The sequence below is a fragment of the Hymenobacter metallicola genome (genome assembly GCF_004745645.1).
Taxonomy (GTDB): domain Bacteria; phylum Bacteroidota; class Bacteroidia; order Cytophagales; family Hymenobacteraceae; genus Hymenobacter; species Hymenobacter metallicola.
This window is the reverse complement of sequence record NZ_SRMB01000005.1, coordinates 38707-60250: the sequence shown is the minus strand read 5'-3', so window position 1 is coordinate 60250 and position 21544 is coordinate 38707. Positions and strand designations below refer to the sequence as shown.

Genomic DNA, 21544 nt, shown 5'->3' with positions numbered 1-21544 from the left:
ACACTAGCAACCACAAAAAAAGGTCCGCGCTGTAGAGTGCGGGCCTTTTTTGTAATCTTCAAAAACCACTACTAGAGCCTTACTCAGGCTTCAGCCAGCTGGCGTACAGCACGTAGTTGTCGGCGGTGCGGCTTAGGTTCGTCCGCTGCTCTTCGGTTACGGGCTTGATCTTGCGGGCCGGAATGCCGGCGTACAGATAGCCCGGCTCGCACTGGGTATTTTCCAGGACCACGGCCCCGGCGGCGATAATACAGCCCTGCCTTACTACGGCGTGGTCCATCACAATAGCTCCCATGCCAATGAGCACATCATCCTCGATAGTGCAGCCGTGCACAATGGCTTTGTGCCCGATACTCACCCGCGAGCCTACCGTGGTAGCGGCCTTTTGATAGGTGCAATGCAGCACGGCGCCATCCTGAATGTTGGTTTTGTCGCCAATCCGGATGCTGTTCACGTCGCCCCGGATAACGGCGTTAAACCAGACCGTACACTCGGCGCCCAGCGTCACATCCCCGACAATAGTGGCATTATCCGCCACAAAGCAGTTAGCACCCAGCGTTGGTAGAATACCGTGAACAGGCAGAATCAGTGCTGACATAAGAAACTGATGAAAAAATGAGCGAATCGTGCGGAGGTACTGCAAGAAGACTGGTTTCTGCCTCCCGGTTTAAATCTCTAACGGGTGAGCATACGCTTCCAGGTGCCTTTTTGCACGTTGTACTTCAGCGTACTGGGCAAGGCCTGCCAGAAGTATTTGTTTACCTCCACCGCAAAGCTGGGCTGCATGTAGCAGTTGATCGTGCAGCCTTCACACTGGGGCAGTCGCCCTTCCAAGGCTATCATCCGGCCTACTTCGGGCGAGTGATACAAATCGTGAAGCTGGCCCTGGATGGGAAATTTCTGCTCGCCCAAGTGGTAGCACGGCACTACCAGCTCGTTGCTGGGCGAAATAACCAGCGTGGTGCTGGCGGCCTTGCACACCGGCGCAGCTACATGGTTGCCGCCGTCTTTGCGCAGCTGAATAAAGGCTTCATTCAGATACACGCCGCGCCGTTTCCCAAAAGCCGATAGAAACGCCAGCTCGGCGGCGTTCAGCTGCTCACCGGTTTCGACGCTGTTGTATTCAAAGGCCGGATTGATAATGAGCATCAACCCATTGGGCTGGGCAATGTCGCGGTACACGGCTTCCAGGTCGTGGAGGTTTTCCCGGAACACGGTAAACAGAATATCGGGCCGCTCCCCCAACTCTTTGGCTACCCGAATGCTTTCGAGCACGAAGTCGTAGCAGGCCACCCCCCGGCCTTTGTCATGGACTTCTTTTTCGGAGGCATCGAGTGAGAAGTGCAGCATATCAACCTTGCCGCGCAGCTTTTCCGCGTACTTAGGATATAGCAGGCAGTTGGTCGTCAGGGTAGTGATAAAGCCCATATCATGGGCCAAGCCCACAAACTCGTGAATCTGACGATGCAACAGCGGCTCACCCCCAGTGAAGTCGACCACACTTACACCCAGCCGTTTCAGGTCGCGCAGATTTTGCTCTACGTCGGCCAACTGAATGTAGGGAGAAGGCTTTTCCCAGATATCACAAAATGAGCAGCGCGCATTACACCGATACGTAACGTAGTAATTGCAGAGCACCGGGTGACGAACAAGACGCATAGTTGGGTAAAGGTAAGCAGGTGCTAGCTGGCAAAAAGAGGTTGAGGCTACCGTCAGCAACCGGATGCAACCAATTCGGTTGCGCAAGTCTCTGCTTGGTAGGTAAGTTTCACTACGCTCGGATGCATGAAAATCTCTACGCTGCTTATTTTAGGAAGTATAGCCAGCTTAAGTCTGAGCGCCTGCTCAAAGCAAAACGTTGAAGCCGATTCTAGCTTCGACACCAGTTCCCTGATCTTTGGGTCGTTTTACGGTGAATGCATCGGCGAACAGTGCGTCGATATTTACAAGCTCGATACAAAGGCTAACACGCTGGCTGAAGACACCAAGGATCAGCGGCCTGGGGCCGACACGGCCTATGATGGAGTTTATACGGCTCGTAGTCAAGCTGATTATGCCCTGGCTAAAGATTTAATTCCTCAGTTACCGGTCGAACTGCTCCTGGAGAAATCGACCGTGATAGGTTCACCCGATGCTACCGACCAGGGAGGTTTTTATGTAGAAGTCACTCAGAACGGACAGCGGCGCTTCTGGCTAATTGACACCAACACCCAGCAGCTACCAACGTATCTACGGCCCTTTGCCACGGCCCTAGACCACGTACTCGGCGAACTACGCTGATACTTAGTGCTGCAAGGTGCCCCGCGACGTATCCCACTGCCGGGGCGTAGCTACCACCGCCTCAGCCGTAGCCGGCCCATAGTGTTCGAGGTAGTAGTTACAGAAGCCCTTTAACGGACAGCGCGGACAATCGGGCTTGGTGAAAAAGCAGATATGCTGGCCGTGCCAGTAATTGTGCTTGTGGAAGTTGAGCAGAATCGAGGCGTCCTGCGGCAACTGGGCCAGCAGGACCTGGTGGGCTTTCTCCACCGATACCTTGGGTCCAATCATGCCTACGCGCTGGGCCACGCGGTGCACGTGCGTATCCACGGGCAGCACAGGCTTTTGATAATTGAAGAGCAATACCAAAGACGCTGTTTTCAACCCAATGCCGGGCATATCGGTCAGCCAAGCAAGTCCCTTCTCCACGGGCCAGTCGGCCAAAAAATCGAGTGTAAAGGCTCCTTGCTCCGCTTTGATGCGGCGCAGTATTTCCTGAATACGGGGGGCTTGGGTGTCGGGCCAGCGCGTGGTACGGATGGCGTGGGCCAGCTCCGCCGTGGGAGCTGCTAATACCCCATCCCAATCCCCGAAAGCTTCTAGCATCCGGTCGTAGGCCAGCTCTTCGTCATGGTGGGTAGTGCGGTGCGAAAGCAGCGTGCTGATCAGCTCGCGCATGGGGGTGCGGCGGGGCGTAGGGTCGAGGGGGCCAAAGAACTCGTTGAGGATAACATGGTCTTGCCAGGTTTTGTCGGCGGGTGGGAGAGCATAGGCTGAGGTCATGCCTGTTTGTACCGCTCTGGCCAGGTATGGGTTGCTACTTTCTCGGAAGTGCTGCACGCAGCCCATGCAGCTACGGAACAAAAAAGGCGGCACCCTGGGGCGCCGCCTTTTTGATAATCAGCCTATTGAGCCTTAGATAGTGCCTTTCTCGGCAGCTTTCTTCAGTTTCTCGTTGGCGAAGATGGCTACTTCTACGCGACGGTTAGCAATACGACCAGCTTCGGTCGAGTTGTCGGCTACCGGCTGCTTCGAGCCGTAACCCGTTACCGTGAAGCGTGAGGCATCAACACCTTGCTGCTGGGCGTAGTTGGCTACAGCCTGGGCACGACGCTGCGACAAAGGGTCGTTGATAGCATCCGAACCGCTGGTGTCGGTGTGACCTTCTACAATTACGTTGGTGTCGTTGTACTTGATGAGGGTTTTGGCCAGCTCAGCAATGTTGTCCTGAGCAGTCGAGGTCAGAGCGGCCGAGTTCTTGGCGAACAGCAGGCCCGAGTCGAAGGTGATTTTGATACCTTCGCCAACCCGCTCTACGCGAGCACCGGCCATTTCCTTCTTCAGCTCAGCAGCTTGTTTGTCCATGCGGCGGCCAATCAGTGCGCCACCGGCGCCCCCTACGGCGGCTCCAATGATGGCGCCTTTGGCGGTGCCCGACTTGCCACCGATTACGCGGCCCAGTACGGCACCACCGGCAGCCCCACCCAAACCACCGATGATAGCGCCTTTAGCCGTTTTGCTCCAAGGCTTTTTTTCCGTGGTAGTCGTCGTCTGGGCTTGGGCGTAATTAGTGCCCAGCAGCAACACTGCCAACATGATTGCGATATACGAGCGAAGGGTTTTCATTGTCTTGTGAGTTTGTGTTTTTGGTGCGCTGTAAATATGCAGAGGTTTTTCTTTTCAAACCGCCATGCTACTATTTTATATCATGGCTGAGGGTCTGATGCAAGGTATTTTGCAACCTCCTTGCCAAACTTTGCAAACGATTAAAAAAAAGTCCACAAAGTGCCATTCCACGCAAATAACCAGCATTTTACCTCGGTAATTATTTTTACAAACGATAATTACGCCCTCTTTATTGCCTTAATTCAGCTTATCTAACTCTCATCGGCTGGCCCTATTGTTTGATTAATCAGCACTAGAGTTTACAGTGGTTATGAACCGGTTTTAAAAACTATTTTACAGGATTTTTCAATTAATATTCTGAATTAAAATCACTGTTCGTTTCCTGCAAATAAGGCTGCTCATCACCAGTAGCTTGCCACTATAGACAAAGAAGAGCCGCACTTTATGGGTGCGGCTCTTTCAAAGACAATAATAGAAAGCCGAAGCTTACAGGGTACCGTTTTCGGCAGCCTTCTTCATTTTCTCGTTGGCGAAGATGGCAATTTCTACGCGGCGGTTTGCCTGCTTGCCCTCAGCCGTGGTGTTGTCGGCCACGGGCTGCGACGAGCCATAGCCTTTGGTCGTGATGCGCGAAGCATCAACGCCCTGGGCCGTGGTGTAGTTAGCAACGGCCTGAGCGCGACGCTCAGACAAAGGCTGGTTGATGGCGTCCGAACCGGAGTTGTCGGTGTGACCTTCTACAATTACGTTGGTGTCGGGGTACTTCTTCAGCACCTCAGCCATTTTCTGGATTTCAGTTTGCGAGGCAGCGCGCAGGTCCGACTTGTTCGTATCGAACAGGATACCGGCATCGAAGGTGATTTTGATACCTTCACCAACCCGCTCTACGCGGGCGTTTTTCATGTCGCGCTGCAGCTCTTCGGCCTGCTTGTCCATTTTACGGCCAATCAGCGCGCCGCCCGTACCGCCGACAGCAGCACCGATAATAGCGCCAGCAGCCGTACCTGACTTACCGCCAATTACGCGGCCCAATACAGCCCCGGCAGCAGCACCAGCACCGGCACCAATAATACCGCCTTTAGCGGTTTTGCTCATGCCGGTTTTGCGAGCACCGGTACCATTGTTCGTTGACAGATCAGGCTGGCTGGCTGGCTGCGAAGAAGCGCAGGAACCCAGGAACATGGTCAGGGCCATGAATAGAGCCAGAAGGGATTTGGGAGATTTCATCAGAAGAAAATTGGTGGAAAGAAAAAAAGAGCGGGTTTGCTTACAGTCCGGATGTGCTTACTTGACTTCCTGGCAAAATGTTCGCCAAATATAGCCGGCTGGCTATACCTAGCTGAACTACAAGACTATTTTTTGTGAGGTCGTGCAAAAGCCCGTTCAATGCACCTGCTGTGCACTAAACGGGCTTTTGCCAAAAAGCTTGCCGAAAATACTACCTCGCTTAGCGCAGCGTAGGCTGCACCTGATTTACAGCCACTTCCGCTGGACGCAGCATGGTCAGCAGGTCGGTCAGGCGCTGCTTGAGGTCTTTGCGGTCTACAATGAAGTCCAGGAAGCCGTGCTCCAGGACAAACTCGGAGCTTTGAAAGTCCTTGGGCAGGTCTTTGCCAATCGTCTCCTTAATAACGCGCGGACCGGCAAAACCAATTAGGGCACCGGGCTCAGCAATGTTGAAGTCGCCGAGCATGGCGAAAGAGGCCGTAACCCCTCCGGTCGTGGGGTCGGTCAGCATGGAAATGTAGGGAATACCCGCTTCCGACAGCAGAGCCAGCTTGGCCGAGGTTTTGGCCATTTGCATCAGCGAGTAGCCGGCTTCCATCATGCGCGCCCCACCCGACTTAGAAATCATCAGGAACGGGATGCGGTGCTGCCGAGCATAGTCGATGGCCCGGGCAATCTTCTCGCCTACGACCGAGCCCATAGAGCCGCCGATGAATTTGAAATCCATACAGGCTACGACCAGGTCCAGGCCGTTGAGGCGGCCGTGGGCCGTGCGCACGGCATCCTTGAGGCCGGTGTTTTTCTGCGTGGCGGCCACGCGCTGCGGATACGCTTTGGTATCGACAAAATGCAGGGGGTCGCCGGAACTCAGGTTTTCATCCAGCTCCACGAACTGGTTGTCGTCGAACAGGATTTCGAAATACTCCGCCGAATCGACCCGGTCGTGGTGGTTGCATTTGGCGCAGGTATACAGCAGCCGCTTGTGCTCGGCCATGGTGGCCACGGTTTTGCACTCGGGACACTTATACCACAGGCCGTCCGGCGTCTCCTTCTTCTGCTCCGTCGGGGTGACGATGCCTTTCTCTACGCGCTTAAACCAAGACATTGTTATTAGTAAGAAGTTAGAAGCTGCAAGGTAAAACGAGGAAAGGCCAGCGGAGCGCCAGCACCAGGGCTTACGTTGAGCAAATGTGTGGTAGGCAAAGGTAAGTCAGCTGCCGGATACATTTCCTATATCTGGGGCCGCCGACGTGAAGAGCTTTTACGCAAGCGTAATGGATTGGTCGAGGTAGACGTCCTGAATAGCGTGCAGTAGCTCGACGCCCTCGGCAAAAGGCCGCTGAAAGGCCTTCCGACCCGAAATCAGGCCCTGTCCGCCGGCGCGCTTGTTGATAATGGCCGTACGCACGGCATCCTCGCGGTCGGAGGCGCCTTTGCTTTCCCCGCCGGAGTTGATGAGGCCGATGCGGCCCATGTAGCAGTTGGCCACCTGGTAGCGGGCCAGGTCAATGGGGTTATCGGAGGAAAGGCTGTCGTACATGGCCGCGTGGGTTTTGCCAAACTTCAGGGCCGAGAAGCCCCCGTTGTTCTCGGGCAGCTTCTGCTTGATGATGTCCGCCCCGATAGTCACGCCCAGGTGATTGGCCTGCCCGGTGAGGTCGGTGGCCACGTGGTAGTCGTTGTCGGCCGTCTTAAAGGCGTTGTTACGGGTGTAGCACCACAGCACGGTGGCCAGGCCCAGTTCGTGGGCCCGCTCGAAGGCTTGGCTGACTTCCACAATCTGCCGGTTTGATTCTTCGGACCCAAAGTAGATAGTAGCCCCTACGGCGGCGGCACCCAGGTTCCAGGCTTCTTTGACCGAGCCGAACAGTATCTGGTCGAAGGTATTGGGGTACGTCAGCAGCTCGTTGTGGTTGATTTTTACCAGGAAGGGAATTTTGTGGGCATACTTGCGGGCCACGGTGCCGAACGTACCAAACGTGGTGGCCACGGCATTGCAGCCCCCCTCCAGGGCCAGCTTAATGATGTTCTCGGGGTCGAAGTACATCGGGTTGGGGCCGAAGGAGGCACCGGCCGTGTGCTCGATGCCCTGGTCGACGGGCAGAATGCTCAGGTAGCCGGTGCCGGCCAAGCGGCCGTGGCCGTAGAGCTGCCCCAGGCTGCGCAGCACCTGCGGCGGCCGGTTGCTGGGCACAAAGCATCGGTCCACAAAATCGGGGCCGGGCTGGTGAATAAGGTCTTTGCGGATGGTTTTGCACTCGTGCTGGAGCAGCGCCTCGGTTTCGGCGCTCAGGGAGGTAAGAGTAGCCATTGGGTGGGAAGTGAGGTGGGGAGAGAAAGCACTAAAACGCGGGCAAATATAGGCTGAAAATCAAACCACGGACGGCCCCTGGCTGGCAGATACGGCCCAGCCTCGCTACCTTGCTTCGGGGATGTCGATTCGGTGTTAATCGGCCCTGACAATAGTGCTTATTTAAGATAATACCTGCGTGAAAAAGACTTCTTCCCTTCTGGTAGCATTGGCCGTGGTAGCGGGTTCGGCGCTGCCGGGCTGCGTGGCTTCCAAAAAATACGACGACCTGCGGGCCCGCCAGCAAGCCACCGAGCAAGGCAAGACCGAGGCCGAGCGCCAGCAGCGCCAAGCTGTGGCCGAGCTGAAAAAGACCACCGACGAGCTGACTGAAATGCGCCTGACCAACAAGCGCCTCGTGGAGGATTCGGCCCAGACCGGCAACGCCCTGCGCCGCACCCGCTCCCTCTACACCCAGCTTACCGACAGCTACGACAAGCTACTCAAAAACAGCGACCGGGCCATGGCCGACAAATCGGCCGACTACAATAAAGTAGCCAAAGACCTGGCCCGCCGCGAAGCTGAGCTGGGCGAGCTGGACACCAACCTGCGCCGCAGCAAGGCCGATATCGACAAGCTGAATGCCGACCTGAAGGTGCGCGAGGCCAAGCTGGCCGAGCTGACCCAGGCCCTGGCCGACAAGGACAAAGCCGTAAATGACCTGAAAGCCAGTGTAAGCAACGCCTTGCGTGGCTTCCAGGGCACCGACCTGCAGGTGAAGATGAAGGACGGCAAGGTCTACGTGTCGTTATCGGAACAGCTGCTGTTCAAAACCGGCTCTACCAAAGTCGACCCCAAAGGCCAGGAGGCGCTGAAGCAGCTGGCGGCCGTGCTCAAAACCCAGCCCGATGTGAACGTAGTAGTGGAAGGCCACACCGACAACGTGCCCTTCAGCCGGCCCACGGCGGCCATGCAGGACAACTGGGATTTGAGCGTGCTGCGCGCCACCGAAATAGCCCGCCTCATCACCAGCGGCGGCGTGGAGCCCCAGCGCATCACGGCCTCGGGCCGCAGCCAGTACATTCCGGTGGCTGCCAACGACTCGCCCCAGAACAAGGCCCTGAACCGCCGCACGGAAATTATTCTGACGCCCAAGCTCAACGAGCTGCTCAAGATTCTGGACTCGAATTCGACTACCTCGACTACTGGTAAATAGCCCGAAAGGCTTACTGCTTTCTAGCCTGAATAGTCAGTACTTTAAAGCAATATAATAGACAAAGCAGCCGGCGGGCTGCTTTGTTTTTGTCGCCCATTTCTCATATATCCCCACGCAACGTCTACCTTTTATGCAGCACCGATTACTACTTCGATTCCTGTTTCTAAACCTGTTCGGAATAGGCTGGATTGCTCCGGCCCGCGCCACACACATTCTGGGCGGCGACCTGACGTATGAGTACGCAGGTACCAGCAACGACTACCGCAAGTACCACGTTACGGCCCGCGTATACCGGGAATGGGCCACATCTTCTGTCGATTTTGGGCCCCAGATGCCGCTGTCCGTCAGCAAGGATGGATGTGATATGAGTGAAGTGGGCAGTTTCAAAACAAACTTAAATCGTACCAGCTCGGCATTTGTCGCCCCAACGGGTTGTGCAACGGGCTTCACCTACCAGCTTCAAATATTTGAAGGTGAAATCATGCTGGAGCGCGGCCAGTGGCTGCTGAGCATCAACGAGGAAAACCGGTCGGATGGAATGCGCAATATCGTCGAGTCCGTCAACAAGGCGTTTCACGTAGAAGCTTACCTCAATAATACCTCCCTGCTAACTAACAACTCGCCTAAGTTCACGTCAAATACGCTGCCCTATCTGTGTGGCAACCAGGCCCACCGCTACAGCTTCAGCGCCTTCGACGTGGACGGCGACTCCCTAACCTACGAATCTGTGCAGCCCCAGGCCCCCGTGCAGGCCCTCACCAACCCCTGTGGAGCCGGCATTGCCTATAGCAGCTACCGGTCCGGCGTCTTTGTCGACCCAGTTACCGGTGAAGGCGGTGTTTATCCGGCTGGCACCTATTCAGCGACGTATCCGCTAACCTCCTTTCAGGTTGTCAACGGCGTGGTTGTGCCTTTCTTTCAGCTGAGCCCGTCGACCGGCGAGCTGCTGGCCAAGCCTGTCCTCGTAGCTACCGGGCCGTACGTAGTAGCCGTGCGCGTCAATGAGTTTCGCAAGCTGGGTGGCACCTGGACCAAAATCGGGAGCGTCGTGCGAGACGTTATCTACACCGTTTTCAACGGGCAGGGCAACCGCAACCCTGTACTTAGCGGTCTGCAAATTGGCACCAATCCTACGACGCAGTCCCCGGATCAGCTGATTCCCGTGACGGCCGGCCAAACCATTACCCTCACGCTGAGCGCCACCGACCCCGACGCGGGCCAAACCACCCGTATCAGCAGCGACGTGGCCAGCTTTATTCCCGGGGCTTCGTTTCAGACCCTGACCAACAACCGGGGTCAACTCACCTGGCAGGTTCCCGCCACGCTCAAGGCTGGGCGCTACAGCTGCACGGTCACGGTGGCCGATAACGTCAGCTGCCCCTATAATGGCTCGGAAGTCCGGACCCTGACTTTCCGGGTGAGCGGTACCACGCTGGCCGCTAAGGCCGCGCAGCTAGAAACCGTGGCTGCCTTTCCGGTACCTTTCCACGAACGGGTACAGTTTCAACTGACCGCCCGCACCACCCAAGCCGTTGTCGTGACCGATGAGCTGGGCCGCCCCGTAGCCCGCCTCAGCAGCCGCCCCGACGGCCTGGTCGTTTGGCAGCCTGGCGCCGAGGTACCGGCCGGCCTGTACTTTGCCCGTACCACCGACGGCCGGCAGGTAGCCCGCCTGTTGCGCTAAGCCCAGTAATCGGAGCAGTCTGACTCCGGAAGACATACAAACGGCCGGCTTTCCACACCTGGAAAGCCGGCCGTTTTGCGTTGCCTCCGCCGCACTCTTACTTCGAAGTCGGCAGGTTCACCAGCAGGCGGGCGAAGTAGAAGCCCCCGTTGTAGCCAAACTGGTTAGGGTTGTAGATGGTCCGGCCCCGGTTGGTGTTGTCGCGGGAGGAGTTGTAGGCCAGGGCCCCCACGGCAAAGTTCTGCTCGTTATTGAGCTCATTCAGGCGGTACTTGTCGGGGTACACGTCAAAGATGTTGTTGGCGCCCACCGTCAGCCCAATTTCCTTGTTCAGCTGCACACTGAGCGTCAGGTCCGTCACCCACTTGGCCGAGAACGTCTGGTCGATACTGGAAAACAGGAAGCCGTTGTTGGCCGCCGGGTTGTCGAGGCGGGCGTCGCGGTATTCCACCGAGCCAAAGCGCACGGTGCGGGCCTCCACGCTGAAGATCCCGACGGAGTAGCCGGCCGTCAGGTTGATTTTACTGCGGGGCTGCCCGGTTTCGATGCGGCCGCGCTGCTGGCGGTCAAACAAGGTGTTCTGCAAACCGGTCTGGTCGGCGTCGATGGTCGAGGAGCTATTGACCTTGCGCACTTCGGTATTGTTGAAGTTGGCCGCTACCGTCAGCGTCAGGCGGCCGGGTCCCAGGTCCAGGCGGTTGTTGGCCACCACGTCGATGCCCCGGGTGCGGGTATCAATGGCGTTGGCAAAAAACTGTACCTGGCTTACCGGCAACGAGCCCAGAATGGCTGCCACCGTGGCATTGGCCCGGCTAAACTGCGACGACAACACAATCCGGTCCTCAATATCAATCTGGTAGGCATCCACGGTCAGGCTGGCCGTGCGCAGAATCCGGGCCGTAACGCCCAGGCTGTAGTTCAGCGACTCCTCCTGCTTCAAGGCGGGAATGCCGAAGCCCTGCTGGCCCGTCGCGCCCGGCGTGAAGCTGTTGCGCACAATGGGGTTGTCGTTGTTGACGGTCAGGACTTGGTTAGGAGCGCCCTGCACAAACTGAGTGCTGGTGTTGGTGAAGTAGCGCTGCTGCAACGAAGGTGCCCGGAAGCCGTTGCTGATGGCTCCGCGCACGGCCACGTCGGGCAGAATGCTGTAGCGGGCCGCCACTTTGCCGCTGAAGTTGTTGCCAAAGTCGCTGTAGCGCTCGGCCCGGCCGGCCACGCTCACCAACAGTTTCTCGGTAATGTCGCTTTCCAGATCGATGTAGCCCGCCGTGTTGTTGCGCGAGCGGTTGACGGCGTCGGTGGGCTGGTAACCGGGAAACACCTGGGCGCCGGCGGCGGCCGGCGTGCCGGGGGCAATCAGGCGGCCGTAGCTGGCATAGGAGCCCCGTTCCCCGGCCTCAATCTGGTAGTTGTCGTCGCGGTACTCCAGGCCAAAGGCGACGTTCAGCGTACTCAGGGCCGCCACATCGGTGAAGCGGCGGGTGAAGTTCAGGTTGCTCGTATTCTGCCGGAAGGCAATGGTGCCGGCGTAGAAATTCGTCGGGCTCAGGCCCACGGGCAGGGACGCATTCAGGGTGTTGCTGATGTCAAACCGCAGGGCGTTACGACCGTAGGTGTTGCTCAAATCTACATCGAACCCGGCTACTCGCAGCCGCAGCCCCGAAATAATGGACTGGTCGCCGATGGTCGTATTGATAAAGGGCAGAAAGCCGTTGGGGTAGATGGAGGCGTCGGTTTGAGTGAGCTGGTTGGGCAGGCGGTAGAAGCCGGCCGCTTTGCCCGTGCGGTGCGTGGCCCCGGCCGTGATGTACGCTTCCAGCCCAATAGTCGGCAGCAAGGTATAGCCAAAGTTGAGGAAGCCGCCGTAGTTGCGAGCTTCCGACTGCCCCAGCCGCAGGTTTTTACGGTCGTAGCCGTTCTGGGCCACCAGGGCATCATCCTGGGCTTTGAGCTCCCGCCGCTTCTGCTCGGAATCGGCGCTGGCGGGGTAGTTGCCGCCGTTGCCGCCCAGGTAAATCAGCGGAGCCGTGTCGGCCCCGGTGCGGTTGGTATAGCCACGGTTGCTGAACTGCCCGCTCAGGTCGAGGTAGCCGCGGCCGTTCAGCCCCACGCCCACGTTGGCATCGGCCTGGTAGAGGCGGCCGTCGCCCTCGTAGGTTTCGCCCACGGTGCTGCTGGCCTGCACGCCGGTGGTATCGTCTTTGAGCTGAATGTTAATCACGCCGGCAATGGCGTCGGAGCCATACTGGGCCGCCGCCCCGTCGCGCAGCACCTCGATACGCTTAATGGAGGCGTTGGGAATGGTATTCAAGTCAGTGCCGACCGAGCCGCGGCCCACCGTGCCGTTGATGTTGACCAAAGCCGAGGAGTGCCGCCGTTTGCCGTTCACCAGCACCAGCACCTGGTCGGGCCCAAGGCCGCGTAGGGAGGCCGGGTCCACGTGGTCGGTACCGTCGGAAATAGCCTGACGCGACGACTGAAACGAGGGCGCCACATAAGTTAGAATCTGTGCCACGTCGGTTTGGGCAAAGACCTTGATTTCGCGGGCTGAAATAACGTCTACGGGCGCCGTAGTCAGGATATTGGACCGGCCTTCAGAGGCCCGGGAACCGGTTACCACCACTTCGTTCAGGTCGGTGGCCGCGTCGAGCAGGCGCACGTCGAGGGTGGTGCGGCCACTGAGCGGAATCTGCTGGGTTTGGGAGCCGATGGCCGAGAAAACCAGGGTAGCCGAGGTGGGCACGCTGAGACTATAACGACCATCGTTGTCGGTAGAGGTGCCGTTGGTGGTTCCTTTTTCCAGCACCGTGACACCGGGCTGAGCCGCCCCGCTGGCACCGGTGACGCGGCCCGTCACGGTGACATTTTGGGCCCATAGCGGCCCGGAGCCCAAGAGCAGCAACAGCAGCAATAGGTAGGTGGAGAGTAGGCGTGTTTTCATGTAAACCCAATATGTAAGTGGTTAAGAATCGGCTAATGCAGAAGCTGCGGGAAGCCGCACACCCGGTTACAAAGGCGGTTGGTAAGAAATCAGGCCGGTTTTTCCACAATATAGTATTCTGCTGATAAGCCCACGGATAGCAGGAGCAAATTCGCAGTTAGCAACTTAACCCCGCGACGCTGCTACGGCCCCCAAATAGTACAACCGCCAAATCAAGAAGTCCTGCCCCCCCTCCCAACCGCTACTTCAGCTCCGACGGCCAGCGGAGCTGCACCTTGTGTAACGCCTAATAAATGGTACTTTGCTCCTAGTTTTCAAAGGATTATTACGCTCCACTAGGTTTTCTTTTTGTCACCCGATTCACGTTTCTCTAGCACCTTTCAACAACTACTCTATGCGCAATACCTTTTCTCTCCTTATGCTGCTGGGCATTTTCTGCCTGGGCCGCCCCATAGCTGCGCAAGCCACCCACCTGCTGGGCGGCGACATAGCCTACGAGTATGCCGGCACGGCCAGCCAGCCCAATCAGTACCGGGTTACGGCCCGCTTCTACCGCGACCTGAGGTCAATGATTACCAACTATACAGTCGATCTGGCCATAACCAGCAGCGCCTGCGACTTTACTGCACCAAACGGGTTTGTGGTTCAGATGAAACGTATCAGTGAAACCACTACTGCCCCCTTGGGCTGCGCTGATGACTTCAAGTACGAAATCATCCTTTTTGAGAGTGTCGTACAACTGCCGCCCGCTCGCTGGTCGCTGAATGTTTCCCTGGAAAACCGCACGCCCGGTAGCCGGAACCTGATAGAGTCGCAAGCCATTGGCTTTCATGTAAATGCCGTGCTGGACAATTCGACCGGCCTACGCAACAACTCGGCTAAGTTTACGTCCACCACGCTGCCCTTCCTCTGCGCCAGCCAGCCGCACCGCTACAGCTTCAGCGCCTTCGATGGCGAGGGCGACTCGCTGGTTTACACCTCGGTGGCTCCCGCCAAACCCCTGGTATCGGGGCAGCAGCCCTCGTGCGGCACGCCCCTTCCCTACGCCAGCTACCCGGCCGGCACTTTTCAGGACCCCGCTACCGGCCAAACCATCAGTTACCCGGCCCGTACATTTTCCGCCGAAAATCCGCTTTTTTCCTTCCAGGTCGTAAATGGCATCGCCACCCCTTATTTTGCTCTTAACGCCGCGACGGGCGAGCTAACGGCCTTTCCGCTCGTTAAGCAGGTCGGCCCGTATGTGGTGGCCGTGCGGGTAGATGAGTACCGCAAGCTGAGCAGCGGCAGCAACCGCCGCACCTTTATTGGCAGCGTGTTGCGCGACGTGGTCTACTCCGTGTTTGAGGGCAGCGGCAACCGCAATCCTACCGTCACGACGGCCCGCATCAATGGCAGCACCATCGACTACCCGCTGGATTTGCCTATCGATGTAGCCACCGGCTCCTTTATTTCCCTGACTCTGAACGCCACCGACGCCGACGCCGGCCAAACCGTGCGCCTGAGCAGCGACGTAGCCAGCGTTATACCCGGCGCTTCGTTCCAGACGACTGGTCCCAACCAAGCCCGCCTGACTTGGTCGGTGCCCGATATACCCTCCGGGCTGTATTCCTGCGCCGTGACGCTGGCCGACAACGGCTGCCCGCTCAACGGGACGGAAGTGCGCACCATCACCTTCCGGGTCAGCCGAATCGTGCTCAGCACCCAAGCCAAGCAAACAACTTCCCTGGCTGCTTTTCCCATGCCCTTCCAAGACCGGGTGCAGTTTCAGCTGCCGGCCCAGGGCACCCAGGTAGTCATTGTTTCCGATGAGCTGGGCCGGGTCGTGACCCAGCTCACCAGCCGCCCCGACGGGCTGGTGGTGTGGCAACCGGAGGCTTCCGTGCCAGCCGGTCTTTACTTTGCCCGGAGCGCCGATGGTCAGCAAACGGCCCGCCTGTTGCGCACTGGCGCCAAGTAGACGTAGTTCCCGACTAGAAAAATCAATACCCCGTGGCGCAGGAAATCTTGCTGCGCCACGGGGTATTGATTTTTAGCGTCACGGCCCTACCGCCACCACTGCGAGTTGTATGCTCCCGCCGTTACCTCGACGCGCTGCCCGGGCCGCGGTACTACCAGGGTGTCGCCGTGGGCGGCGGCTAGCTTCAGCAGCTGCTCCACCGGTTCCGTCCAGCCGTGAAAAGCCAGATTGAACGTGCCCCAGTGCAGGGGCAGAAGCGTGTTTCCCTGCAGTGCCCGGTGCGCTGCCAAAGCGTGGGCGGGTCCCATATGAATATCGGCCCACAGCTCATCGTAGGCGCCAACTTCGAGCATGGTCAGGTCGAAAGGCCCGTAAGCTTGGCCAATTTCGCGAAAGGCCGCTTCGTAGGGGCCCGAGTCGCCACCGAAGAAGACGCGGTGCTCCGGCCCGAGCACGCACCACGAGGCCCACAGGGTAGTGTCGCGGGTAAGACCCCGGCCCGAAAAGTGGCGGGCCGGCGTAGCTACCAGCATGTGCGTAGTCCCAAGATTCACCTGCTGCCACCAGTCCAGTTCGGTAATCTGGGTGGCCGGCACGCCCCAGCGGCGCAAGTGCCCACCCACGCCCAGCGGACAGAAAAACGGCACCCCAGTCCGGCTCAGCCAGCGGATGGCATCCTTGTCGAGGTGGTCGTAGTGGTCGTGGGAGAGGATAACAGCATCGAGCTGGGGCAACTCGGAAAGCTCCAGCGGCGGGGCGAAAAACCGTTTGGGGCCCGCCATGCTCAAGGGGGAAGCCCGCAGCCGCCACACCGGGTCGGTCAGAAACCGTTTGCCATCCAGCTCAATCAGTGTCGAAGAATGGCCCAACCACGTTACGCGTAGCGCACTGGCCGGTACCGGCTCGGCCAAGGCGGCCACATCAGCCCGGAAAGGTCCAAGAGCCGTTTTGGGCTCCCGCTCTTCCGTACCGCGCAGCCAGCGGCGCAGCATCCGCCCGTAGTCCATCGACATGCTGGTGGGCAGGGAATTCAGGTATTTTTTGCCGGTAAACTGGGAGGCGGTTTTCATAAGCAGACGCAAGAACAAACTCAATTGCTCCCGCAGACGCCTTCCGGCCCGGATTACTTTATCCAGCCACTACTTTTTCTCATTTTCCTACTGCAGCAGCATACGTACTACTGGCAACGCCTGCTGGGCCCACAGCTGCATCTGCTTGCCGGAGTAGTGCAGGCCATCGGGGGCAAACTGGGTGGCGTCTCCGGCGGCCGCCCGGGTCAGGGGCGTGATATCGACGAAGGCAATGCCCAGTTGTTGGCACTCTTCCCGCGCTACGGCATTAAACTGGTCGATTTCCCGGCTGATGAGCTGCTGGTCGGTACTTTGCCCAAAAGGCGAGCGGCCCCAGTCGGGAACAGATAAGACGAATACCCGGCTGGGCCGGTTGGCCGCCAGGCGCGTAGCGGTTTGCAGCAAGGCCCGAAACTCGGTGCGGTAGCTGGCCAGCGGCAAGCGGCGGTACTGGTTATTGACCCCAATGAGCAACGAAACCAGGTCGTAGGTTTTCGTCAGGTTGGCGTCCTGCACCGCGCGTTGCAGCTCCCCGGTGGTCCAGCCCGTGCGGGCAATGATGTCGGGCGTCGCCAGGCCGGCCGTGCGGGCCAGCTGCACGCTCCAGCGGTCGGCCTCACCCACGCCTTCGCCAATGGTGTAGGAGTCGCCCAACGACAGCAAGGTGGCGCCCGAGCTAGTAACGGGTGGAGTAGTCGAGCCGGGAATTACGGCCGCCGCTTTGTCCTGGGTGCAGCCGAAGCTCAGAAATACGGCCAGAATAAACAGAAAACGCATACGCAGGGAAGGGACAGACTGTGGACATATACGCCGCCCGCCCCCACTCAGATTGCCCCGGCTTTTGCCCAGCCATACGGCCCAAAAAAACCGCCCGACCAAGTGGCCGGGCGGTTTCTACGCTGATTAATAACGGCCGTACGTGATGGTGGCCCGGGGTATGCTTTGCGCAATCCGCTCTACTTGCCGGAAGCTGCATTTCGCCGGCGACCATTCGAAGCCCAGGAACTCGGCGGGAAATTCCTGGGCCCCGGCAATTTCGGGCATCTGGTAACGCCCCGTCAGCCGAACCCCGCCGCTGATGGGCTCGGCCCGAATAACCAGGGGCCAGCACGCGACGCCCGCCTCTATGCCCGGCAGCGTCCGAATTTCAGGGCCTTGCCCGGCGGCTGGCTCCGGCAGCTGAAACCCGCGCTGCTGCAGCGTACGGGCCACCACATCCAGCACCGAGTCGGCGGGCAGGCTGGTCAACACCACCAGGGTATTGGCCTTACGAAAAGGTGCCGGCTGTAGCTCAGCACGTTGGGCGTGCCCGGTGGTAGCCGTCAGCGTGCCAGCGCCCAACAGCAGGGCCGCCAGAGTAGAATGCATGTGCTAATGACCTAGCCGATGGCCTGGCGCAGGTCCTCAATCAGGTCTTCCACATCTTCGATGCCCACGCTGAGGCGAATCAGCGAGTCGGACAGGCCGGCGGCGCGGCGCGCTTCGGCCGGAATGCTGGCGTGGGTCATGGTGGCGGGGTGGCCCGAGAGGCTTTCCACGCCGCCCAGGCTTTCGGCCAGGGAGAACAGCTGGAATTTTTCGAGCACCGCTACGGCGTCTTCTTTCCGGTCGCCTTCGAGCACGAAGGAAATCATGCCGCCGAAGTCGTTCATCTGCCGGGCCGCTACCTCGTGGTTGGGGTGGTCCTCAAAGCCGGGCCAGTATACCTTGCCCACCTTGGGGTGAGCCTTGAGAAACTCGGCGATTTTGCGGCCGTTTTCGCAGTGGCGCTGCATGCGGATGTGCAGGGTTTTGAGGCCGCGCAGCACCAGGAAGCAGTCCTGGGGGCCGGGCGTACCGCCGCAGGCGTTCTGGTAGAAGCTCAGGCGCTGGTGGGTTTCCTCGTCGTTGAGTACAATGGCGCCCATTACCGTATCGGAGTGGCCGGCCATATACTTGGTCAGCGAGTATACCACGATATCGGCGCCCAGCTCCAGCGGAGTTTGCAGGTAGGGCGTCGAGAAAGTGTTGTCGACCACCAGCAGGGCGCCGGCTTCCTTGGCCACGGCGGCAGCGGCGGCAATGTCGATGACGTTGAGCAGCGGATTAGTGGGCGTTTCCACCCAGATCAGCTTGGTCCGCTCCGTCACCTTGGCGCGCACGGCTTCCATGTCGTGCATGGGCACGAAGTGGAATTTGATGCCCAGCGGCTCGTATACTTTGGTGAAGATGCGGTACGAGCCCCCGTAGAGGTCGTTGGTCGAAATTACCTCGTCGCCGGGCTGCAGCAGCTTGATAACGCAGTCGGTGGCGGCCATGCCCGAGGCGAAAGCCAGGCCGAATTTGCCGTTATCGAGGGCGGCCAGGGCATCCTGCAGCTGGGTACGGGTGGGGTTGTGGGTGCGGGAGTATTCGTAGCCTTTGTGGTCGCCGGGGGAGCGCTGCACATAGGTGGACGTCTGGTAGATGGGCGTCATGATGGCCCCGGTGGTGGGGTCCGGGTGCACGCCGGCGTGGATGGCTTTGGTACCGAATTTCATGGGTGATTTTTAACGAAATCAGAAAGGTGGACGCGTTGCTCGGGGCTTAGGGCGCCAAAGGTAAGAAGGTCGGACAGAGAAAAGTTTCGGCGGCCCCGGATTTACCCGCAACCGCAACCCTTGAAGCCGTAACTTGGTGGCAAAATCCTGTTCACACCTCACGCAATACGTACTTGAAACAACTTCTACTCCTCTGGACCCTGGTGGGTCTGACCATGGCCGCCCAGGCAGCCCCCACGCCCGCCGCCGACTCCGTCGACCGCGAGCAGGCCTACATCGACTCGGTGCAGGCTACGCTGCACTACCAGACCGGCCACATTGTGCTGCCCAACAACCTGGGTTCCCTCAACGTGCCCCAGGGCTTCCGCTACCTCGATGTCAAGCAGAGCGACTACGTGCTGACCAAGCTCTGGGGCAACCCCGACGGGGAGTCGCTGGGCATGCTGTTTCCCGAGAACCGCGGGCCGCTGGATGCCGACAGCTGGGCTTTTGCCGTCGAGTACGACCCCTCGGGCTACGTGAAGGACGACGACGCGGCCGACATCGACTACGACGACCTGCTCAAGGAAATGCAGGACGACACGGAGGCGGCCAACGAGGAGCGGGAAAAAGCCGGCTTCGGGCGGGTGCTGCTCATTGGCTGGGCGGCCAAACCCTTCTACGACCAGAAGCTTAATGTGCTGCACTGGGCCAAGGAGCTGCGCTTCAGCAGCTCGGCCGACAACACGCTCAACTACAACGTACGCCTGCTGGGCCGCAAGGGCGTGCTCAACCTGAACGCCATTGGCGGCATGGACCAGCTGCCCGAAATCCGCAGCACGATTCCGGCCATTATCAAGAGCGTGGAGTTTGCCAAAGGCCAGCAGTACGCCGACTTCGACCCCAAGCTCGACGAAGTGGCCGCCTATGGTATCGGGGGCCTGGTGGCGGGCAAGGTGCTGGCCAAAGTGGGCTTCTTCGCCTTGATTGTGAAGTTCTGGAAAGTTATTCTGGCCCTGGTGGCCGGGGGCTGGACGGCCATTCGCCGCTTCTTTGGCACCAAGACCGCCGAGGAATAAATCGGGGCTTGCGCGCTACGGCCGGGGCCCGATGCAGCCTTCTGCCGAGTTCTTTCGTTTTACCTTCGGGCCGGCTGCTCCTAGCCGGCCCGTTTGTTTTCCGCCCTGCCTATGGCTTTTCTTAAAGAGCTCTTTCAAAAAAACGCCTCCACCTTCCTGTCGATGGGCATGCTGGTGGCCATGCCGGTGGTAGGCAGCACCTCCCTTACCATTCTGCTCTACAACTACCAGGACCTGCTGCAGCGCCTCTCCCCGGCCCAAGCCTTGCTTTACTTCCTGATTATCGGCATTACCATGGCCTTTGCCCTGACGCCGACCACGTTTGTGGCCCTGGTTACGGGGTTCTACTTCGACTGGGTCGGGCTGCCGGGAATGGTCATTGCCTATGCCTTGGCCGCTTTGGTGGGCTACGAAATGGCCTCCCGGCTCGACCATGGCAAAATGACCACGTTTCTGAGTCACTTTCCCAAGGCCGAGGCCGTGATGCGGGAGTTGAAAAACGAGAGCCTGCAGCTCATCATTCTCACCCGCATTTCCCCGGTGCTGCCCTTCGCCCTGATGACCTTCGTGCTGGCCGTGATGCGCATCGACCGGCGGCGCTTTTTACTGGGCAGCGTGCTGGGAATGCTGCCGCGCAGCCTATTCTTCTACTGGCTCGGTACCAAGGCCCAGGACGTGTTTCTGCTCGTGAGCAACCCCGATACCGGTACGACGGGTAAGCTGCTGCTCGTGGGCCTCATCATTATTTCCCTGTTTGGGCTCTACTACATTTTCAACCGCGCCCTAAAACGAGCCCTGAGCCGGAGCACCACGAATCAATAAAATATTAAAACTGGTTTTCAACGATTTGTGCTTTCTTAGGGTCTTTTTTGAGAAGATTTTTTAGCTCTCATTTGCTTGACCCGATTTTTTGCTCTTATCTTTGCAGCACCAAAACAGTAAATGGTTGTATAGCTCAATTGGATAGAGCATCTGACTACGAATCAGAAGGTTTAAGGTTCGACTCCTTATACGACCACAGATTACAAGAAAAACCCTCTTTGCAAGCTGCAAAGAGGGTTTTTTGTTTTTGGTGTGCGAAACAGTGTGCGACGCAGACAGAGTATATAACCTCTACCCTACTCCTGGCCCCCGTTCAACACCTGCAGGACAGCTTCTGTTATAGCGGCCCGGCCCACAGTTAACAACTGATACGGATGGTCGAGCAAGTACCGCTCGGTCACGTATGACGCTGCCTTCTCCGGTCCCATTGGTTTGCTGATACGATGGTCTAGATCCATGCGCCATGGCTCGTCATCGAAGCCAGGAGAAATTTCAATAGTGTTATAGATCTCCGCTTTATGAGAAATGAGGGCAGAGACAACACCGTGTGTAGTAGATTCCATAGATTTTCGCCTATATACTTTTTCAATAGAAATACTTCTGCTGAGCTTTCAACAGCGTTTTTCTCTTGAACATTTGCTGTACCTTTCGCAGCGTCTAAAGATATACTACAGTGACACTACCACAACAGTCCCAACACCTCGACAACGCTTTGCCTCATATTGCACCGTTAGAAGAGTACTACAAAACGATGCCCGAGCGGTCAGATGATAGTATCGACCAGATTAGGCTGCATCATTCCATGCGGGTGATGATTGGCGAGTTCAACCGGGCGCGCATGCTGATCCACGAGGTGCAACTCGCCGCCTAACTTA

Annotated in this window: 18 protein-coding genes and 1 tRNA gene; 7 read left to right on the top strand and 12 right to left on the bottom strand. The window is 58.4% G+C overall.

The genetic code is table 11. From position 1 onward, the window contains the following. Positions 1-79 precede the first annotated feature (79 nt). Both E5K02_RS21005 and E5K02_RS21000 read right to left on the bottom strand, forming a co-directional pair. Complete coding sequence (locus E5K02_RS21005; RefSeq protein ID WP_135397667.1) at positions 80-598, bottom strand: gamma carbonic anhydrase family protein; 519 nt, start codon at positions 596-598, stop codon at positions 80-82. 77 nt (positions 599-675) lie between these two features. Then, positions 676-1659 carry a radical SAM protein gene (locus E5K02_RS21000; RefSeq protein WP_135397666.1) on the bottom strand — a complete coding sequence of 328 codons (984 nt, stop codon included), beginning with the start codon at positions 1657-1659 and terminating at the stop codon, positions 676-678. A gap of 126 nt (positions 1660-1785) precedes the next feature. Between E5K02_RS21000 and E5K02_RS20995 the strand changes: the two genes are divergently transcribed. Beyond that, the gene (locus E5K02_RS20995; protein ID WP_135397664.1) at positions 1786-2280 is read left to right on the top strand and encodes a hypothetical protein; all 495 of its coding nucleotides are present in this window, start codon (positions 1786-1788) and stop codon (positions 2278-2280) included. A gap of 3 nt (positions 2281-2283) precedes the next feature. On the opposite strand, the gene E5K02_RS20990 is transcribed toward E5K02_RS20995, so the two are convergent. From E5K02_RS20990 to E5K02_RS20970, 5 genes are all read right to left on the bottom strand, one after another. Beyond that, positions 2284-3042 carry an endonuclease III domain-containing protein gene (locus E5K02_RS20990; protein WP_135397662.1) on the bottom strand — a complete coding sequence of 253 codons (759 nt, stop codon included), beginning with the start codon at positions 3040-3042 and terminating at the stop codon, positions 2284-2286. A gap of 132 nt (positions 3043-3174) precedes the next feature. Next, positions 3175-3885 (bottom strand): OmpA family protein, encoded by a 711-nt coding sequence (locus tag E5K02_RS20985; RefSeq protein WP_135397661.1) that lies wholly within the window; start codon positions 3883-3885, stop codon positions 3175-3177. Positions 3886-4371: 486 nt separating this feature from the next. Continuing rightward, positions 4372-5112: an OmpA family protein gene (locus tag E5K02_RS20980; protein ID WP_240737382.1), complete on the bottom strand. Its 741-nt coding sequence runs from the start codon at positions 5110-5112 to the stop codon at positions 4372-4374. Positions 5113-5332: 220 nt separating this feature from the next. Then, positions 5333-6217, bottom strand: coding sequence for an acetyl-CoA carboxylase, carboxyltransferase subunit beta (gene accD, locus E5K02_RS20975; RefSeq protein ID WP_135397659.1), 885 nt, complete (start codon positions 6215-6217; stop codon positions 5333-5335). A gap of 156 nt (positions 6218-6373) precedes the next feature. Continuing rightward, entirely contained in the window at positions 6374-7423 is a 1050-nt protein-coding gene (locus E5K02_RS20970; protein WP_135397657.1) for a class I fructose-bisphosphate aldolase, read from the bottom strand. A gap of 178 nt (positions 7424-7601) precedes the next feature. Between E5K02_RS20970 and E5K02_RS20965 the strand changes: the two genes are divergently transcribed. Together E5K02_RS20965 and E5K02_RS20960 are read left to right on the top strand one after the other, a co-directional pair. Next, positions 7602-8618, top strand: a complete 1017-nt coding sequence (locus tag E5K02_RS20965; protein ID WP_240737381.1) for an OmpA/MotB family protein — start codon at positions 7602-7604, stop codon at positions 8616-8618. A 130-nt stretch (positions 8619-8748) separates the two neighbouring features. Further along, positions 8749-10302, top strand: a complete 1554-nt coding sequence (locus E5K02_RS20960; protein WP_135397655.1) for a hypothetical protein — start codon at positions 8749-8751, stop codon at positions 10300-10302. A 97-nt stretch (positions 10303-10399) separates the two neighbouring features. Here the strand turns inward: E5K02_RS20960 and E5K02_RS20955 are convergent, their stop codons facing one another. Beyond that, on the bottom strand, positions 10400-13243 hold the full coding sequence (locus E5K02_RS20955) for a TonB-dependent receptor (protein WP_135397653.1): 2844 nt from the start codon (positions 13241-13243) through the stop codon (positions 10400-10402). A 394-nt stretch (positions 13244-13637) separates the two neighbouring features. On the opposite strand from E5K02_RS20955, the gene E5K02_RS20950 reads away from it, so the two are divergent. Continuing rightward, on the top strand, positions 13638-15200 hold the full coding sequence (locus E5K02_RS20950; RefSeq protein WP_135397651.1) for a hypothetical protein: 1563 nt from the start codon (positions 13638-13640) through the stop codon (positions 15198-15200). A gap of 86 nt (positions 15201-15286) precedes the next feature. Here the strand turns inward: E5K02_RS20950 and E5K02_RS20945 are convergent, their stop codons facing one another. The 4 genes from E5K02_RS20945 to E5K02_RS20930 all read right to left on the bottom strand — a co-directional run bounded on the left by E5K02_RS20945 (position 15287) and on the right by E5K02_RS20930 (position 18789). Next, positions 15287-16270: an MBL fold metallo-hydrolase gene (locus tag E5K02_RS20945; protein WP_135397649.1), complete on the bottom strand. Its 984-nt coding sequence runs from the start codon at positions 16268-16270 to the stop codon at positions 15287-15289. Positions 16271-16357: 87 nt separating this feature from the next. Continuing rightward, a complete protein-coding gene (locus tag E5K02_RS20940) occupies positions 16358-17047 on the bottom strand; it encodes an SGNH/GDSL hydrolase family protein (RefSeq protein ID WP_135397647.1) in 690 nt (229 codons plus the stop codon). Between the two features lie 126 nt (positions 17048-17173). Next, on the bottom strand, positions 17174-17638 hold the full coding sequence (locus tag E5K02_RS20935) for a hypothetical protein (protein WP_135397645.1): 465 nt from the start codon (positions 17636-17638) through the stop codon (positions 17174-17176). 11 nt (positions 17639-17649) lie between these two features. Continuing rightward, complete coding sequence (locus tag E5K02_RS20930; protein WP_135397643.1) at positions 17650-18789, bottom strand: cystathionine gamma-synthase; 1140 nt, start codon at positions 18787-18789, stop codon at positions 17650-17652. A 173-nt stretch (positions 18790-18962) separates the two neighbouring features. Between E5K02_RS20930 and E5K02_RS20925 the strand changes: the two genes are divergently transcribed. The 3 genes from E5K02_RS20925 to E5K02_RS20915 all read left to right on the top strand — a co-directional run bounded on the left by E5K02_RS20925 (position 18963) and on the right by E5K02_RS20915 (position 20865). Further along, positions 18963-19847, top strand: a complete 885-nt coding sequence (locus E5K02_RS20925; RefSeq protein WP_240737380.1) for a DUF2167 domain-containing protein — start codon at positions 18963-18965, stop codon at positions 19845-19847. A gap of 111 nt (positions 19848-19958) precedes the next feature. Next, entirely contained in the window at positions 19959-20669 is a 711-nt protein-coding gene (locus E5K02_RS20920) for a TVP38/TMEM64 family protein (protein ID WP_135397641.1), read from the top strand. Between the two features lie 122 nt (positions 20670-20791). Continuing rightward, positions 20792-20865, top strand: a tRNA-Arg gene (locus E5K02_RS20915). The last annotated feature ends 679 nt before the right edge of the window (positions 20866-21544 follow it).

What these genes read in the sequence shown, in the direction of transcription:
- E5K02_RS21005 (WP_135397667.1), bottom strand. Translation starts at nt 598, where the DNA reads ATGTCAGCACTGATTCTGCCTGTTCACGGTATTCTACCAACGCTGGGT.
- E5K02_RS21000 (WP_135397666.1), bottom strand. Translation starts at nt 1,659, where the DNA reads ATGCGTCTTGTTCGTCACCCGGTGCTCTGCAATTACTACGTTACGTAT.
- E5K02_RS20995 (WP_135397664.1), top strand. Translation starts at nt 1,786, where the DNA reads ATGAAAATCTCTACGCTGCTTATTTTAGGAAGTATAGCCAGCTTAAGT.
- E5K02_RS20990 (WP_135397662.1), bottom strand. Translation starts at nt 3,042, where the DNA reads ATGACCTCAGCCTATGCTCTCCCACCCGCCGACAAAACCTGGCAAGAC.
- E5K02_RS20985 (WP_135397661.1), bottom strand. Translation starts at nt 3,885, where the DNA reads ATGAAAACCCTTCGCTCGTATATCGCAATCATGTTGGCAGTGTTGCTG.
- E5K02_RS20980 (WP_240737382.1), bottom strand. Translation starts at nt 5,112, where the DNA reads ATGAAATCTCCCAAATCCCTTCTGGCTCTATTCATGGCCCTGACCATG.
- accD (WP_135397659.1), bottom strand. Translation starts at nt 6,217, where the DNA reads ATGTCTTGGTTTAAGCGCGTAGAGAAAGGCATCGTCACCCCGACGGAG.
- E5K02_RS20970 (WP_135397657.1), bottom strand. Translation starts at nt 7,423, where the DNA reads ATGGCTACTCTTACCTCCCTGAGCGCCGAAACCGAGGCGCTGCTCCAG.
- E5K02_RS20960 (WP_135397655.1), top strand. Translation starts at nt 8,749, where the DNA reads ATGCAGCACCGATTACTACTTCGATTCCTGTTTCTAAACCTGTTCGGA.
- E5K02_RS20955 (WP_135397653.1), bottom strand. Translation starts at nt 13,243, where the DNA reads ATGAAAACACGCCTACTCTCCACCTACCTATTGCTGCTGTTGCTGCTC.
- E5K02_RS20950 (WP_135397651.1), top strand. Translation starts at nt 13,638, where the DNA reads ATGCGCAATACCTTTTCTCTCCTTATGCTGCTGGGCATTTTCTGCCTG.
- E5K02_RS20945 (WP_135397649.1), bottom strand. Translation starts at nt 16,270, where the DNA reads ATGAAAACCGCCTCCCAGTTTACCGGCAAAAAATACCTGAATTCCCTG.
- E5K02_RS20940 (WP_135397647.1), bottom strand. Translation starts at nt 17,047, where the DNA reads ATGCGTTTTCTGTTTATTCTGGCCGTATTTCTGAGCTTCGGCTGCACC.
- E5K02_RS20935 (WP_135397645.1), bottom strand. Translation starts at nt 17,638, where the DNA reads ATGCATTCTACTCTGGCGGCCCTGCTGTTGGGCGCTGGCACGCTGACG.
- E5K02_RS20930 (WP_135397643.1), bottom strand. Translation starts at nt 18,789, where the DNA reads ATGAAATTCGGTACCAAAGCCATCCACGCCGGCGTGCACCCGGACCCC.
- E5K02_RS20920 (WP_135397641.1), top strand. Translation starts at nt 19,959, where the DNA reads ATGGCTTTTCTTAAAGAGCTCTTTCAAAAAAACGCCTCCACCTTCCTG.